Raw genomic sequence first — 16,253 nt, forward strand, 5'->3', positions numbered from 1 at the left:
GCTGTTTTACGGCAACTGAAAAATAGCAGGAAGATAGGCTCCACATAAACATATAAAATAGATAACAGATAAGGAATACACCATGTCAGATATGTTAAAAAATGACGTGGATCCGATTGAAACTCGCGACTGGCTACAGGCGATTGAATCGGTCATCCGTGAAGAAGGTGTTGATCGTGCTCAGTTTATTATCGAACAGGTATTAAGCGAAGCACGTAAAGGCGGTGTTAATATTGCCGCTGGCGCATCTGGTCATTCTGATTACATCAACACAATAGCTGTTGAAGATGAGCCGGCATACCCTGGTAACATGGATTTAGAGCGCCGTATTCGCTCTGCAATTCGTTGGAACGCAGTAATGACTGTTTTACGTGCTTCCAAAAAAGACTTAGAGCTGGGTGGCCACATGGCTTCTTTCCAGTCATCAGCAACTTTGTATGAAGTGTGCTTTAACCACTTCTTCCGCGCGCACAATAACAATGACGGCGGGGACTTAGTCTTCTTCCAAGGCCACATTTCTCCAGGTATTTACGCACGTGCGTTCTTGGAAGGTCGCTTAACTGAAGAACAAATGAATAACTTCCGTCAAGAAATTGGTGGAAATGGTCTGTCTTCTTATCCACACCCTAAATTAATGCCTGACTTCTGGCAGTTCCCGACCGTATCAATGGGTCTGGGTCCAATTAATGCTATCTATCAAGCTAAGTTCCTGAAATACCTTGATAACCGCGGACTGAAAGATACATCAGCTCAGCGCGTATATGCATTCCTTGGCGATGGTGAGATGGATGAGCCAGAATCTAAAGGTGCAATTACTATCGCGACTCGCGATAAATTAGATAACTTAGTATTTGTTATCAACTGTAACCTGCAACGTTTAGATGGCCCAGTTACAGGTAATGGTAAAATTGTTAATGAACTAGAAGGTATCTTTAATGGTGCTGGCTGGCAAGTTATCAAAGTTATGTGGGGCGACCGTTGGGATGAATTACTGCGTAAAGACACGAGCGGTAAACTTGTTCAATTAATGAACGAAACCTTAGACGGCGACTACCAAACCTTTAAATCACGTGACGGTGCATACGTTCGTGAGCATTTCTTTAATCGTTACCCAGAAACTGCAGCATTAGTTAAAGATATGACTGATGATGAAATTTGGGCTCTGAACCGTGGTGGTCACGATCCGAAGAAAGTATATGCTGCATTCAAAAAAGCACAAGAAACTAAAGGCAAACCAACTGTTATTTTAGCGCAAACCATTAAAGGTTATGGTATGGGCGAAACAGCAGAAGGTAAAAATATTGCTCACCAAGTGAAGAAAATGAACATGGATGGCGTTCGTCATTTCCGTGATCAATTCAATGTACCAGTCGCTGATGAGCAAATTGAAAAACTGCCATACATTACGTTTGAAAAAGATTCCGAAGAGTACAAATATCTGCATGAGCGCCGTCAAGCGTTAGGTGGTTATTTACCCGCTCGTCGCTCAACCTTTGACGAAAAACTAGATATCCCTGCACTGGCAGATTTCAGCCAATTATTGGAAGAACAATCTAAAGAAATTTCAACAACTATCGCGTTTGTTCGTGCGCTGAACGTCATGTTGAAAAACCAATCGATCAAAGAGCGTTTAGTACCAATCATCGCGGATGAAGCGCGTACATTTGGTATGGAAGGTCTGTTCCGTCAAATCGGTATCTATAGTCCTAAAGGTCAGCAATATACTCCGCAAGACCGTGAGCAAGTTGCTTACTATAAAGAAGACTCGAAAGGTCAAATCCTGCAAGAAGGTATCAATGAGCTGGGTGCGGGTTCTTCTTGGTTAGCGGCTGCGACATCATACAGCACTAACAACCTGCCAATGATCCCATTCTATATCTACTACTCAATGTTTGGTTTCCAACGCATTGGTGACTTGATGTGGGCAGCGGGTGACCAACAAGCACGCGGTTTCTTAATCGGTGGTACTTCAGGCCGCACAACACTAAATGGTGAAGGCCTACAGCATGAAGATGGTCATAGCCATATTCAATCACTGACTATTCCTAACTGTATTTCTTATGACCCAGCTTTCGCTTACGAAGTTGCGGTGATCATGCAAAACGGTTTAGAACGTATGTACGGTGAGAAACAAGAAAACGTTTACTACTACATCACTACGCTGAATGAAAACTATCACATGCCAGCAATGCCAGAAGGTGCAGAAGAAGGTATCCGTAAAGGTATCTATAAACTGGCTTCTGTTGAAGGTAGCAAAGGTAAAGTTCAGCTGTTAGGTTCAGGTTCCATGATGCGCCACGTACGTGAAGCCGCTGATATTCTGTCTGCAGAATATGGAATTGGTTCTGATGTCTATAGCGTGACTTCTTTCACTGAACTGGCTCGTGATGGCCAAGACTGTGAGCGTTGGAACATGCTGCATCCATCTGAAGCACCACGTGTTCCATACATTGCACAAGTGATGAATGATGCACCAGCAGTTGCATCAACTGACTACATGAAACTGTTCGCAGAACAAGTTCGTACATATGTTCCTGCAAGTGATTACCGTGTTCTGGGTACAGATGGTTTCGGTCGTTCAGACAGTCGTGAAAACCTGCGTCACCACTTTGAAGTGGATACATCCTATGTGATCGTTGCAGCGTTAGGTGAATTAGCTAAACGTGGTGAGATTGATGTAAAAGTCGTTGAAGAAGCGATTAAAAAATACAACATCAACCCAGATAAAGTTAACCCACGTTTGGCATAAGAGGTAAAAATCAATGTCTATTGAAATCCAAGTGCCTGATATCGGTGCTGATGAAGTTGAAGTCACCGAAGTGATGGTTAAAGTTGGCGATAAAGTAGAAGCTGAGCAATCGCTTATTACCGTTGAAGGTGATAAGGCTTCTATGGAAGTCCCATCGCCACAAGCGGGTGTGGTAAAAGAAATTAAAATTGCTGTTGGCGATAAAGTGACAACAGGCAAATTAATCATGGTATTCGAAGCGGAGGCGGGTGCAGCAGCGCCTGCGCCTGCTCCTGCAGAAGCCCCAGCGGCTCCAGCGGCAGCACCAAGCGCAGCAGCATCTAAAGATGTCGCTGTACCAGATATCGGTGGCGATGAAGTTGAAGTTACTGAAATCATGGTTAAAGTCGGTGACAAAGTCGAAGCTGAGCAATCTTTAATTACTGTTGAAGGTGACAAAGCCTCAATGGAAGTTCCTGCGCCATTTGCTGGAACGGTTAAAGAAATCAAAATTGCGACTGGCGATAAAGTGAAAACTGGCTCGCTGATCATGGTATTTGAAGTTGCAGGCGCGGCACCTGCTGCGGCTCCAGTTGCACAAGCAGCGGCACCAGCAGCTACAACCGCTTCAGCAATTAAAGATGTTAACGTTCCAGATATCGGTGGCGATGAAGTTGAAGTTACCGAAGTGATGGTCAAAGTGGGTGATACTGTTTCCGCTGAGCAATCAATCATTACGGTTGAAGGCGACAAAGCTTCAATGGAAGTCCCAGCACCATTTGCGGGAACAGTTAAAGAAATCAAGATTGCGACTGGCGATAAAGTGAAAACTGGCTCGCTGATCATGACCTTTGAAGTGGCAGGTGCAGCACCAGCAGCGGCTCCAGCTGCTCAACCGTCTGCTCCGGCTCCTGCGGCAGCTCCTGCACAAGCTGCGCCAGCGAAAGCAACTGACAACAAAACTGAATTTGTTGAAAACGATGCATACATCCATGCAACTCCAGTCATTCGCCGCTTAGCGCGTGAATTTGGTGTTAACTTAGCGAAAGTGAAAGGTACTGGACGTAAGGGCCGTATCCTGCGTGAAGACGTTCAAGCTTACGTGAAAGATGCAGTAAAACGTGCGGAAGCTCCTGCAGCTGCAGGTGGCGGTTTACCAGGTATGCTGCCATGGCCGAAAGTGGATTACAGCAAATTCGGTGAAGTCGAAGAAGTTGAACTGGGGCGTATCCAAAAGATTTCTGGCGCTAACTTAAGCCGTAACTGGGTGATGATCCCACATGTTACACTGATGGAAGAAGTGGATACCACTGAAGTTGAAGAGTTCCGTAAGCAACAAAACAAAGAAGCTGAGAAGAAAAAACTGGATGTGAAAATCACACCATTAGTTTTTGTCATGAAAGCGGTTGCTCGTGCTCTGGAAGAAATGCCACGCTTTAATAGCTCCATTTCTGAAGATGCGCAGCGTCTGTTCCTGAAAAAATATATCAACATCGGTATTGCAGTCGATACTCCAAATGGCCTTGTTGTTCCTGTATTCAAAGACGTTAACAAAAAAGGTATTTTAGAGTTATCTCGCGAACTGATGGAAGTTTCTAAGAAAGCGCGTGCAGGTAAATTGACTGCGTCTGATATGCAAGGTGGCTGCTTCACGATTTCAAGCCTTGGTGGTATCGGAACTACCGGTTTTGCACCAATCGTGAACGCACCTGAAGTTGCTATTATGGGGCTGTCACGTTCTTCAATGAAACCTGTTTGGAATGGTAGCGAGTTTGTTCCTCGCCTGATCCTGCCAATGTCACTGTCCTTTGACCACCGTGTCATCGATGGGGCTGATGGAGCGCGCTTCATCACCCTGGTAGGGCAATTAATGAGCGATATTCGCCGTTTAGTGATGTAAATAATAAGACCGGCGAATGAGCCGGTCTGTTTTATTTAGGCTGAGGCAGAGTTTTTTGCTGCTGCTACGAAAGGTTGGGAGTTACATCACGAAATGAGCCTTTTCAGGGTGTTAACAATTCTGTAAACTGCTCTCGGTGTGTACTTTTCCAGTGGAAGATCGTTTATTCAGCAGTACCGCTGGACAAAACAAAAAGAGGTCATGATGAGTACTGAAATTAAAGCCCAAGTCGTTGTGCTTGGTGCAGGCCCTGCAGGCTATTCTGCGGCTTTCCGTTGCGCTGACTTAGGTTTAGAAACTGTTTTAGTAGAACGTTATTCAACCCTTGGTGGTGTTTGTTTAAACGTTGGTTGTATCCCTTCTAAAGCTTTACTCCATGTTGCAAAAGTGATCGAAGAAGCAAAAGCTTTAGCAGAACACGGTATCGTTTTTGGTGAGCCAAAAACTGACATTTCCAAAGTTCGCTTATGGAAAGAAAAAGTAATTAATCAGCTGACGGGGGGTCTGGCTGGTATGGCTAAAGGCCGTAAAGTTAACGTGGTTAACGGCTTAGGTAAATTTACAGGTGCCAACACGCTGGTTGTTGAAGGTGAAAATGGTAGCACAACTATCAATTTCGATAACGCAATCATTGCTGCGGGTTCCCGTCCAATTCAATTACCATTCATTCCACATGAAGACCCACGTATTTGGGATTCAACCGATGCATTAGAACTGAAAGAAGTTCCTGAGCGTCTGCTGGTTATGGGTGGGGGTATCATCGGTTTAGAAATGGGGACTGTGTATCATGCACTGGGTTCTCAAATCGATGTGGTTGAAATGTTTGACCAAGTCATCCCAGCGGCTGACAAAGATGTGGTTAAAGTATTCACCAAACAAATCAGTAAAAAATTCAACCTATTGTTAGAAACTAAAGTTACAGCCGTTGAAGCGAAAGAAGACGGTATCTATGTTTCTATGGAAGGTAAAAAAGCTTCCGCAGAACCACAACGTTATGATGCTGTACTAGTGGCAATTGGCCGTGTTCCTAACGGTAAAAACTTAGATGCAGGCAAAGCAGGCGTTGAAGTTGACGATCGTGGGTTTATCCATGTCGATAAACAAATGCGTACTAACGTTCCGCATATTTTCGCTATCGGTGATATCGTTGGTCAACCAATGTTGGCTCACAAAGGTGTTCACGAAGGTCACGTTGCTGCAGAGGTTATCTCTGGTCTGAAACATTACTTTGACCCGAAAGTTATCCCATCTATCGCTTATACTGAACCAGAAGTTGCTTGGGTTGGTTTAACTGAGAAAGAAGCGAAAGAACAAAACATCAGCTATGAAGTTGCGACTTTCCCATGGGCAGCATCAGGTCGTGCAATCGCATCTGACTGCTCTGAAGGTATGACTAAGCTGATTTTCGACAAGCAATCTAACCGTGTTATCGGTGGTGCGGTTGTCGGTGTGAATGGTGGTGAATTACTGGGTGAAATCGGCCTAGCAATTGAAATGGGCTGTGATGCTGAAGATTTAGCATTGACTATCCATGCTCACCCAACACTGTACGAATCAATCGGTATGGCTGCTGAAATTTACGAAGGTAGCATTACTGATTTACCAAACGCAAAAGCGAAAAAGAAAAAATAATTTTCTGATTCGTCGTGGTAAATAGCCTCTCTAGTAGGCGGTTTATCGCTAATGCATATAGAGAAGCCAATGTGGAAACACGTTGGCTTTTTTTGTTTTTGTGAATATAAATAAATAATTACATGTTCCGTTCAATTATTTATTGAAATCAATATTAATCATTTTATAAGTAATATGTGTTTAATTTTAAATGACCGAATCTTTATTAATAATAACGGTTAGTTGACTATAAAAATATTAAATTCTAATTTCTTTATTCTATTTTTTATAACTAATAAGGAAGTTAGTTTATGGATGATGTGACACACCTCGGTACAATAACTGTATGGGGAAACAATCCAAGAGAACATTTTAATGATTATTTTAATAACTATGATAATACTCATGAAGATATTGATTTAACAGGGAGGTATGAAAAATTAAAATGTATTTTACATGAAAATCTTTATGATAATATAAAACTAGCTGATATCCATGATGATGTTGGTAATCACAAAGTCGATATCTTTAAAAATCCTTCGATTAAAATTAAGGATGATTTAAAATCTAAACAAACATTAATTGAAAATAATTTAATTACTTTAAGAAAGGATATTGCGGAGATTGAAAAATCGCCTGGCTGGAAATTTATCATTGATCCACAAAAATATCCTTGTACATACAAATGGCATTTTCAATCTTCAGACTCCTCAGATTTAAAAATTTCAGCAACCTTTAAATTTCGCACAATTGAAGATAGGGACAGGCTCCTCGCAGAGGATTTTGACGATAATATACCGGGTATACCGAGGTTTCCTTTTGATGATATAGATCTCTATATAGATGCGGTTAATAAGCGAGCTGACCGTGATGCTAGAAATCAATTGCTCGAAATTAAAAAACAACATAAAAGTATTACGGATAAAATTCAGTTTAATGTAAATGAATTAAATAAGCTGAAAATAGCCCAAAGTAGCATGTTTGCTATTCCCTCTCCGAATGTTCCTACATTACCTCATGGTGTTGGTTTAAATACGCAAGTCACACAAACGGCAAACAGCAACATAGTAAAAGGTGTCGAAAAGACATTAGGCAATATTCGTGATGGCCTAGCGGAAACGTTTGATTGCTCTTTTGGCATGAGTTGCTCAAATGATTTAGATAAAGCAGCAAAAAATCCAAATGTGGGAACGGAGTTATCAGATTCTGATAGAATAGCGCTAGGCGGGACTGGCTCAGGAAGCCCTGACGGATGGGAGCCTGATAATAACTTAAGTACATCAGATAGGCGTTCAATACAGTCTTTGAGGGGGCAAGTAAGATTACATAAAGAGAAATTAGCCGCTTATCGACGTAATCCAGATGCTTTTGATAACCAAGGACACCTTAAGAATGCGCCCAATAATACGGTTAGGCAACGCATTATTGATGGGCGAATTAAGCATTTAGAAAAAGAAATTAAAACATTTGAAAAGAACATAAATGAAATTAAGAATGGTAAAGGTTAAAATATGAAAATAGAACTGAGTCTACTGGAAGAGGCTATAGTAGCCATTTTCAAAGAAATGAAAGTACAGGGAATGGATAATATAGACTTAGAAGCAGATTTTTATTGGAATGTGCCTTCTGAATCTATTTATGATATTTACAATGAGCCGGCTCAGTTAGATATTGGGCAGTTAGAGGCTGATTATGAGATGCTATGTAAAGCTAAAGAAAATGAATTACTCATAAAATATAACTTAAAAAATATATCAGCCATTCTTCGTTATTTATCAGAAAAACACGCAATATGATCTGACTTGATGATGCTAAAGGTGTAGGCAAATGCTGGTTTGGCTATTGTTTTCACCTTATCTACATCTACTAACTTTCAATCATTCGTGTAGATAAAACAAAATAATACATATCAATAAGAAAGCGCTATGGAACTAAAACCTACTGCAATTTTAATTCATGTACCTGATGTTCAAGCGGGTTTGGCTTGGTATCAGCAAGCTTTTCCACAAGCAAAGGCAGAATACTTGCCTGAATTTGATTTCACCTTACTGCATGTCGGAGACTTCACGATAGAAGTGGTTCAAGCCGATGCCAAAGTGAGCGAAGGTAAAAAAGGGACGGTATTGTATTGGCAAGTCGATAATTTTGATTTGGCTTTTAAGCGTTTCACTCAACTAGGGGCAAAACTGTATCGCGGGCCAATGTTAATAGATAGTAACAATCGAATGTGCCAACTGGAAGATCCATTTGGTAATTTAATTGGCCTAAAAGGACAATAAAATCAATTAAAATATTTAAAAAAATTAAAACCAATCGCAATGATTTACCTTATCAATTAGTAATATAAATAAAATTGCGATAAAAAATATAATTTGTGATAGCTGATGAAAAAAGGCACTAATTAGGGTGCTTTAAATTTTAAAATGCATTATAAAAAGTATGGTTTTTTCGGCGTTTTACGATGGTTAATAGTATCTTAAGCTGAAAACTAACCAGTAATGAAGTGTTAAGGCGTAAAGTTAGTAGTTAAATGTTGCTTTCTTGTGAATGAATTAACATTACGTTTAAATTCTGCTATGCTGATCGCCCGAAGCTGGGCATAATTTTACCGCCATTGAGATTATGCGAGCAAATTCCTCTGACCTGGCACCGGATGATAATTTTGTCAGTATGGTGCAGACAGCCGGGTATATAAATAACAAAGAAGCGAGGAGAACGTCGTGCTAGAAGAATACCGTAAGCACGTAGCCGAGCGTGCCGCTCAAGGGATTGTCCCTAAGCCATTAGATGCGTCACAAGTAGCTGCACTGGTAGAGTTACTCAAAAACCCACCCAAAGGTGAAGAAGATTTCCTGTTAGATCTGCTGACCAACCGCGTCCCCCCTGGTGTTGACGAAGCAGCGTACGTAAAAGCTGGATTTTTAGCCGCGATAGCGAAAGGCGAAACTTCCTCCCCTCTTATCTCCCCTGAAAAAGCCATTGAACTGTTAGGTACCATGCAGGGCGGATATAACATCCACGCACTGATTGAAGCGTTGGATGACGAAAAACTAGCACCAATCGCCGCTAAAGCACTTTCCCACACCTTACTGATGTTTGATAACTTCTATGACGTAGAAGAAAAAGCGAAAGCGGGAAATGTTCACGCGAAACAAGTTATTGAATCATGGGCAGATGCCGAGTGGTTCAAAGAGCGCCCTGCGCTAGCAGAAAAAATGACAGTTACTGTGTTCAAAGTGACTGGTGAAACTAACACAGATGACTTATCGCCAGCACCTGATGCATGGTCACGTCCAGATATCCCATTACACGCGTTAGCAATGCTGAAAAACGCGCGCGATGGTATTGAACCAGACGATGCGGGCAATGTTGGCCCAATCAAGCAAATCGATGCGCTGAATAAAAAAGGTTTCCCATTAGCTTACGTGGGTGACGTAGTCGGTACCGGTTCTTCTCGTAAATCAGCGACTAACTCCGTGCTGTGGTTTATGGGGGACGATATCCCATTTGTACCAAATAAACGTGGTGGTGGGGTGGTATTAGGTGGCAAAATTGCACCAATCTTCTTTAATACAATGGAAGATGCGGGTGCATTACCGATTGAAGTGGACGTTTCTAAACTGAATATGGGCGATGTGATTGACATCTATCCATTTAAAGGTGAAGTTCGTAACCATGAAACGGGCGAGCTGCTAGAAACATTTGAATTAAAAACAGATGTGCTGATTGACGAAGTTCGTGCAGGTGGTCGTATTCCACTGATTATCGGCCGTGGTTTAACCAGTAAAGCACGTGAATCTCTGGGCTTAGAAGCAACAGATGTGTTCCGTCACGCGAAATCCGTTGCACAAAGCAATCGTGGTTTCTCATTAGCACAAAAAATGGTTGGTCGTGCTTGTGGTCGTCCAGGTATTCGCCCTGGCGAATATTGTGAGCCAAAAATGACTTCTGTAGGTTCACAAGATACAACTGGCCCAATGACCCGTGATGAACTCAAAGACTTGGCTTGCTTGGGTTTCTCTGCAGATTTAGTCATGCAGTCATTCTGCCATACCGCGGCATATCCAAAACCTGTTGATGTGACAACACACCACACCTTACCTGATTTCATCATGAACCGTGGCGGTGTTTCTCTGCGTCCAGGCGATGGTATTATCCACTCATGGTTAAACCGTATGTTACTGCCAGATACCGTCGGTACAGGTGGTGACTCACATACGCGTTTCCCAATTGGTATTTCATTCCCTGCGGGTTCAGGTTTAGTCGCATTTGCTGCAGCAACAGGGGTGATGCCTCTGGATATGCCTGAGTCAGTATTGGTTCGCTTTAAAGGTGAAATGCAGCCGGGTATCACATTACGTGACCTCGTTCATGCAATTCCACTGTATGCAATTAAAGACGGCCTTCTGACCGTAGAGAAAAAAGGTAAGAAAAACATTTTCTCTGGCCGTATCTTAGAAATTGAAGGCTTACCTGAGCTCAAAGTTGAACAAGCGTTTGAATTAGCGGATGCGTCAGCTGAGCGTTCAGCGGCGGGTTGTACTATCAAATTGGATAAAGCGCCAATTATCGAATACCTGCAATCGAATATCGTTCTATTAAAATGGATGATAGCTGAAGGTTATGGCGATCGTCGTACTATCGAACGCCGTATCAAAGGAATGGAAAGCTGGTTAGCGGATCCACAGCTGCTAGAAGGTGATGCAGATGCGGAATACGCAGCAGTGATTGAAATTGACCTCAATGATATTAAAGAGCCAATTCTGTGTGCACCAAATGACCCAGATGACGCACGTTTATTATCTGATGTTCAAAACGAGAAAATTGATGAAGTTTTCATCGGTTCTTGTATGACAAACATCGGTCACTTCCGTGCAGCAGGTAAGTTATTGGATTCCCACAAAGGCCAATTACCAACACGTTTATGGGTTGCGCCTCCAACTAAGATGGACGCAGCACAGTTAACCGAAGAAGGTTATTACAGCGTTTTTGGTAAGAGTGGAGCGCGTATTGAAGTCCCTGGTTGCTCTCTGTGCATGGGTAACCAAGCACGTGTGGCAGATGGTGCAACGGTTGTTTCCACTTCGACGCGTAACTTCCCGAACCGTTTAGGGACAGGTGCGAATGTTTATCTCGCATCAGCAGAACTGGCTGCGGTCGCTTCCTTATTAGGTCGTTTACCAACACCGTCAGAATATCTGCAATTTATGGATAAGGTCGATGAAACAGCAGCGGATACCTACCGTTACCTGAACTTTGACCAATTATCGCAATATACCGAAAAAGCGGATGGCGTGATTTTCCAAACAGCCGTGTAATCAGGTAATATTAGTCATGAAGGCTCCTGATTTAGGAGCCTTTTTTGCTTCAACTTAATAAGTTAGTTAAATATATTCAGAAATTTCGATTAAATTTAAATCGATATCACGTATGTAAATTGATCTGATCGCCCCAGTTGCCCCAGTACGATTTACTGGTCCTTCGATAATTTTTACACCTTGTTGTTCAATCTGTTTTTGTACGTCACACAGCGGTATATCACTAATAAAGCATAAATCGAGTGAGCCTGGCACAGGCAAGTGCGCTTTGGGTTCGAATTCTTTTCCATATTGGTGGATATTGATTTTTTGTTGCCCGAAACTTAGCGCGTGGCGCTGTTCACCAAAGGTAACAACTTCCATTTTTAATACGCGTTGGTAGAAGTCAATGCAGGCATCAAGGTTGGTTGTGGTTAGCACTATATGGTCTAAGCGATTGATCATTATGGCCCCTATGCTTGAACTATGACTATTTTAGTTATTTGCCTATTTAATAGTAAATGAATCATATGATTTATGTGTTGAAACCGATGCTTTACTCCGTTTTATTTTTTCTGGTGGTAATACCTCTCAACAAAGCGGTTTGACTCGCGTTATACTAGCTTCAACAACGCAAGAGTGAGGGACTGCATATGGACTACCAATTTTTCCAAGATATCACCGGAGCTATCTCCGCTAAATTCTCGATGGATCATGAGGCTATTGGATATTGGCTTAACGAAGAGGTTAAAAATGACCTTAGTCTGTTAGATGCTATTGAAGAAAATTATGAAAAAATTAAAGGTAGTGAAAAACAATGGGAGCTTATTGGTCACGAATATACATTATTGCTTGATGATGAAGAAGTGATGATCCGTGCCAACCAACTATCATTTGAAACAGAAGGGTTGGAAGAAGGCATGAGTTATTATGATAATGAAAGTGTTGCATTTTGCGGTATTGATGACTTCTTATTAATGTTAAAAGATTATCGTATTTTTGTTATGGAAAATAGATAAAATAATTTTATTTAGTGATTTGTTTTGTGTTTCAATAAATCACCGCTATTATTTGCAGTGTGCGGCCAGCCATTAAACGCTTTGTTAAAGATTAATTGGCTGGGATTAATATTGATAATTGGATCCTAAAGGGCATATATATGAATACTGATGATGTTACAGGCGCGTTGAATGATGCAACGAATTGGTTTGTGGCAAACCAAGATCTGTTAGTTCAGTATGTTGTGAATATCGTGTCTGCTATCGTTATCTTGATTGTCGGGATGATGATTGCAAAATGGGTCGGACGTGGTTTACATCGCGTGATGACCATGAAGGGAATTGATTCAACAGTCAGTGACTTTTTATCGGCGATTGCACGCTATACCATTGTTGCGTTCACCTTAATTGCTGTATTAGGGAAAATTGGCGTACAAACTGCCTCTGTGATTGCGGTCATGGGTGCGGCCGGTTTAGCGGTTGGCTTAGCGTTACAGAACTCACTGGGTAACTTTGCAGCAGGTGTTTTGCTGGTGGTATTTAGACCACTAAAAGCGGGAGAATATGTCTCGATTGGTGCAGTTGAAGGCACAGTGCAAAATGTACAAATATTTTCAACGACGCTAAGAACGGCAGATGACCGTATTATTGTTATTCCTAATGGAAAGATAATTGCCGATAACATTATTAATACCAGTCGTGAGCCTAATCGCCGCCAAGATATTATTGTTGGTGTTGCTTACGATTCTGATATTGATGTGGTGAAAAAAGTATTAGGGGATATCGTCGCTGCGGATAGCCGTATTCAGCATGCTAAAGGCGTGACTATCCGTTTACATGATATGGCGCCATCCTCATTAAATTATTTAGTACGTTTTTGGACCACCAATGGTGATGCATGGCCGGTGTATTGGGATTTGCTTGAGGAGTTTAAGCGAGCATTGGATAAACATAATATTGGCATTCCATTCCCACAAATGGATGTTCATGTTCATAAACAAAATACGTCTATCAAACAAGATCCTGCAGAGTAATATTTAGCAGTATCATTAAAAATAAGAGCCTGTCTTTGATGGGCTCTTTTCATTTCTCACATCTCTATTTTTCTTACTGAATTGTTTTTAGTTATAAGTGATGCTTATGACCTATTAGACTTAATCATTTCCACTAATGATTTTTTCTCATTAATATTCATGCATATTAATTGAATAAAAAACCGGAATTAATGCATGTTTTCAATCTATTTACAGGGTGCACTGCTAGGTGCTGCAATGATATTACCTTTAGGTCCACAGAATGCTTTTGTCTTGCAGCAAGGCAGTCGAAAGCAGTTTCATTTAATGAGCGCATTATTATGTGCATTAAGTGATACCGCTTTAATTGTCGCGGGTGTTTTTGGTGGGAGCGCTTTATTAAGCCAGTCTGAAATATTAATGCAGTTGATTACATGGGCTGGCGTAGCATTTCTTATGTGGTATGGCTATGGTGCGTTTCGTACTGCTCTCAGCCCTGATGAGGTCATACTTCAAACGGAAAACCGGGCTATCACGAGATGGAAAGTGATTGTCACATTGTTTGCTGTCACTTGGCTAAATCCTCATGTTTATTTAGACACCTTCGTTGTCTTGGGCAGTGTGGGGGGGCAATTAGAAAGCCAGCTGAGACCTTGGTTTACGGCGGGTGCTCTAACAGCTTCTTTTGTTTGGTTTTTTGCATTAGCGATACTTGCTGCTTGGTTTTCACCCGTGTTAAATAAACCGCGTTCACAGCGCATTATTAATGTTTTTGTCGGTAGTGTGATGTGGTTTATTGCATTTCAACTCGCTATACAGGGGCTTAAAGGACTAGGTTTGCTTTCTCAATAACAATATATCTTCAACAGACAAGCAATAACGTTCAATTTCTCATTATTCTGACTGTACTTTTTGTTTCATGTGTTACTGTTAAATTGAGCTCAGGGATAGTTTGTACTAATTATCCCTTTTTTAGCGATAAATAATTGTCTTGGGAGGTTCTGTGAAATTAAAATCTTTAGTTTTAGCTGCGATGGTAGCAGGTGCTACGGTTCCGACCATATCATTGGCTGACCCGTTACCGAATGGTCCACACATTACTACTTCGGGTAATGCAATCGTGAAGGCAGCTCCAGACATGGCGACGCTGAATATTCTTGTGGAAGTTACTGCAAAAGATGCAGCAGCGGCAAAAGCTGGGGTCGATAAGCGAGTTGCGGAGTATTTTGAGTTTCTTAAGAAAAATGGTATTGAAAAACAAGATATTAACGCAGCAAATGTCCGAACTCAACCTAAATATGATTACAGCAGTGTGAAACAAAAATCTACTATCGAAGGCTACACGGCAACACGTTCTGTTGAAGTGAAAGTGAAGAAATTGGACCAACTTAATGTCTTGTTAGACGGCGCTTTAGCTGCGGGTCTCAATGAAATAAATTCAGTACAGTTTGGTGTGGCTAACCCGCAACAGTATCGTGATGAAGCACGGTCTCAAGCGATTAAAAATGCGACAGAACAAGCCAATATCTTAGCGAAAGGCTTTAATGTCCAGTTAGGCCCAGTGTATAGCATTAACTATAATGCGCCAGCGGCGGTGCCATATCCAATCGCTGCAAGAAATTACGGCGGGGCAATGAAAGCCTCTGTTGCTCAAGACCTCAAGATTGATGAAACCTATGAACAACAGAGTATTGATTTTAATGACCAAGTCGATGTGGTATTTGAATTAAAACGTTAGCTTTTTGCTGGTTCATCTTCTTGTTTTAACATCTGGCGCCCAGTTTTTAATAGGGCGTCAGTCACATTTTTCATTGTGCGGCTTTCAGGTGCGAAGCGGTGCCAGTAAAGCATGCGTCGTTGGCATAGCCCTGGAGTTAAATCAACCAATTCACCATTTGCCAATTCACTGGCTATCTGCAAATGTGGGATCATACAGCAGGTCGAACCTTGCTTCGCTAACTGTACAAAGGCCTCCGAGGAGTTCACGATATGGCATGGGACACTACCCGGCGACAAGCCAAAGTTTTGTTGAACAAAGGCTTGGTGCATATCATCTAAATGGTCGAAAGCAACCGCAGGTGCTTTTAATAACGAAGAGCGAGTAACGCCATCGGGAAAATATTTTGCCGCAAAGCCGGGTGATGCGACAAAAATATAGTCCAGTGCGCCAAGTTTATCGACTAAGCAACCAGGTAATGCTTGAGGTTGAATACTGATAGCGCCTACCACTTCACCGCGTCTTAAACGTTCTTGGGTTCGTGTTTCATCTTCAACCTGAATATTTAACCGGATAGGGCTATTGCCTAATACAGGGTTTAGGGCTGGAAGAAACCAAGTTGCCAAGCTGTCGGCGTTGACGGCAAGTGAAAGTAACAACGGGGTGGAGCCACTATTTTCATCACCTAACCATTGCTCTTCTAATAATTCGACTTGATGAAGCAGTGCTAGTAATTTTTGCCCTTGTTCAGTTGGGTGTGGCGGAACGGTACGCACAAGTAATGGCTGCCCAAACAGATTTTCTAACTGCTTTATGCGTTGTGAAACAGCAGATTGCGTGATGCAGAGCTTTTGAGCTGCGCGCTCAAAGCCGCGTTCACGGATAACGGCATCCAGTGCTTGTAATGCGCGATAGTCAGGGCGCTTCATCAAAAAGATCTCCTTGTTGTTATTCTATCAAGCACTATGCCATATTTTTACACGCAACAC

Annotated in this window: 13 protein-coding genes; 11 read left to right on the forward strand and 2 right to left on the reverse strand. The window is 41.8% G+C overall.

Annotation, left to right across the window (positions count from 1 at the left end; genetic code table 11):
* The first annotated feature begins 82 nt into the window (after positions 1-82).
* The 7 genes from aceE (at position 83) to acnB (ending at position 11,557) form a co-directional block, all read left to right on the forward strand.
* Positions 83-2,749, forward strand: coding sequence for a pyruvate dehydrogenase (acetyl-transferring), homodimeric type (aceE, locus tag PSE72_RS07935; RefSeq protein WP_004913119.1), 2,667 nt, complete (start codon positions 83-85; stop codon positions 2,747-2,749).
* A gap of 13 nt (positions 2,750-2,762) precedes the next feature.
* Positions 2,763-4,628, forward strand: coding sequence for a pyruvate dehydrogenase complex dihydrolipoyllysine-residue acetyltransferase (gene aceF, locus PSE72_RS07940; protein ID WP_115166885.1), 1,866 nt, complete (start codon positions 2,763-2,765; stop codon positions 4,626-4,628).
* Positions 4,629-4,832: 204 nt separating this feature from the next.
* A complete protein-coding gene (gene lpdA, locus PSE72_RS07945; RefSeq protein WP_004913111.1) occupies positions 4,833-6,260 on the forward strand; it encodes a dihydrolipoyl dehydrogenase in 1,428 nt (475 codons plus the stop codon).
* A gap of 290 nt (positions 6,261-6,550) precedes the next feature.
* The gene (locus PSE72_RS07950) at positions 6,551-7,747 is read left to right on the forward strand and encodes a hypothetical protein (RefSeq protein ID WP_109912931.1); all 1,197 of its coding nucleotides are present in this window, start codon (positions 6,551-6,553) and stop codon (positions 7,745-7,747) included.
* 3 nt (positions 7,748-7,750) lie between these two features.
* Positions 7,751-8,035 carry a hypothetical protein gene (locus PSE72_RS07955; RefSeq protein WP_109912930.1) on the forward strand — a complete coding sequence of 95 codons (285 nt, stop codon included), beginning with the start codon at positions 7,751-7,753 and terminating at the stop codon, positions 8,033-8,035.
* 129 nt (positions 8,036-8,164) lie between these two features.
* A complete protein-coding gene (locus tag PSE72_RS07960; RefSeq protein ID WP_109912929.1) occupies positions 8,165-8,518 on the forward strand; it encodes a VOC family protein in 354 nt (117 codons plus the stop codon).
* Positions 8,519-8,959: 441 nt separating this feature from the next.
* Positions 8,960-11,557, forward strand: a complete 2,598-nt coding sequence (gene acnB / locus PSE72_RS07965) for a bifunctional aconitate hydratase 2/2-methylisocitrate dehydratase (RefSeq protein WP_109912928.1) — start codon at positions 8,960-8,962, stop codon at positions 11,555-11,557.
* 66 nt (positions 11,558-11,623) lie between these two features.
* Here acnB and PSE72_RS07970 read toward each other — a convergent pair whose 3' ends face one another.
* Positions 11,624-12,001: a VOC family protein gene (locus tag PSE72_RS07970; RefSeq protein ID WP_109912927.1), complete on the reverse strand. Its 378-nt coding sequence runs from the start codon at positions 11,999-12,001 to the stop codon at positions 11,624-11,626.
* A gap of 188 nt (positions 12,002-12,189) precedes the next feature.
* Between PSE72_RS07970 and PSE72_RS07975 the strand changes: the two genes are divergently transcribed.
* The 4 genes from PSE72_RS07975 to PSE72_RS07990 all read left to right on the forward strand — a co-directional run bounded on the left by PSE72_RS07975 (position 12,190) and on the right by PSE72_RS07990 (position 15,285).
* On the forward strand, positions 12,190-12,555 hold the full coding sequence (locus PSE72_RS07975; RefSeq protein ID WP_115166888.1) for a YacL family protein: 366 nt from the start codon (positions 12,190-12,192) through the stop codon (positions 12,553-12,555).
* 140 nt (positions 12,556-12,695) lie between these two features.
* Positions 12,696-13,568, forward strand: a complete 873-nt coding sequence (mscS, locus tag PSE72_RS07980) for a small-conductance mechanosensitive channel MscS (RefSeq protein ID WP_004913087.1) — start codon at positions 12,696-12,698, stop codon at positions 13,566-13,568.
* A 195-nt stretch (positions 13,569-13,763) separates the two neighbouring features.
* A complete protein-coding gene (gene argO, locus PSE72_RS07985) occupies positions 13,764-14,399 on the forward strand; it encodes an arginine exporter ArgO (protein WP_198641443.1) in 636 nt (211 codons plus the stop codon).
* A 151-nt stretch (positions 14,400-14,550) separates the two neighbouring features.
* On the forward strand, positions 14,551-15,285 hold the full coding sequence (locus PSE72_RS07990) for an oxidative stress defense protein (RefSeq protein WP_004913082.1): 735 nt from the start codon (positions 14,551-14,553) through the stop codon (positions 15,283-15,285).
* On the opposite strand, the gene PSE72_RS07995 is transcribed toward PSE72_RS07990, so the two are convergent.
* Entirely contained in the window at positions 15,282-16,193 is a 912-nt protein-coding gene (locus PSE72_RS07995) for a LysR family transcriptional regulator ArgP (RefSeq protein ID WP_102137420.1), read from the reverse strand. The two genes, PSE72_RS07990 and PSE72_RS07995, sit on opposite strands and share 4 nt — an antisense overlap.
* Positions 16,194-16,253: the final 60 nt, after the last annotated feature.

The organism is Providencia sp. PROV116, from assembly GCF_028482485.1.
GTDB lineage: Bacteria > Pseudomonadota > Gammaproteobacteria > Enterobacterales > Enterobacteriaceae > Providencia > Providencia rettgeri.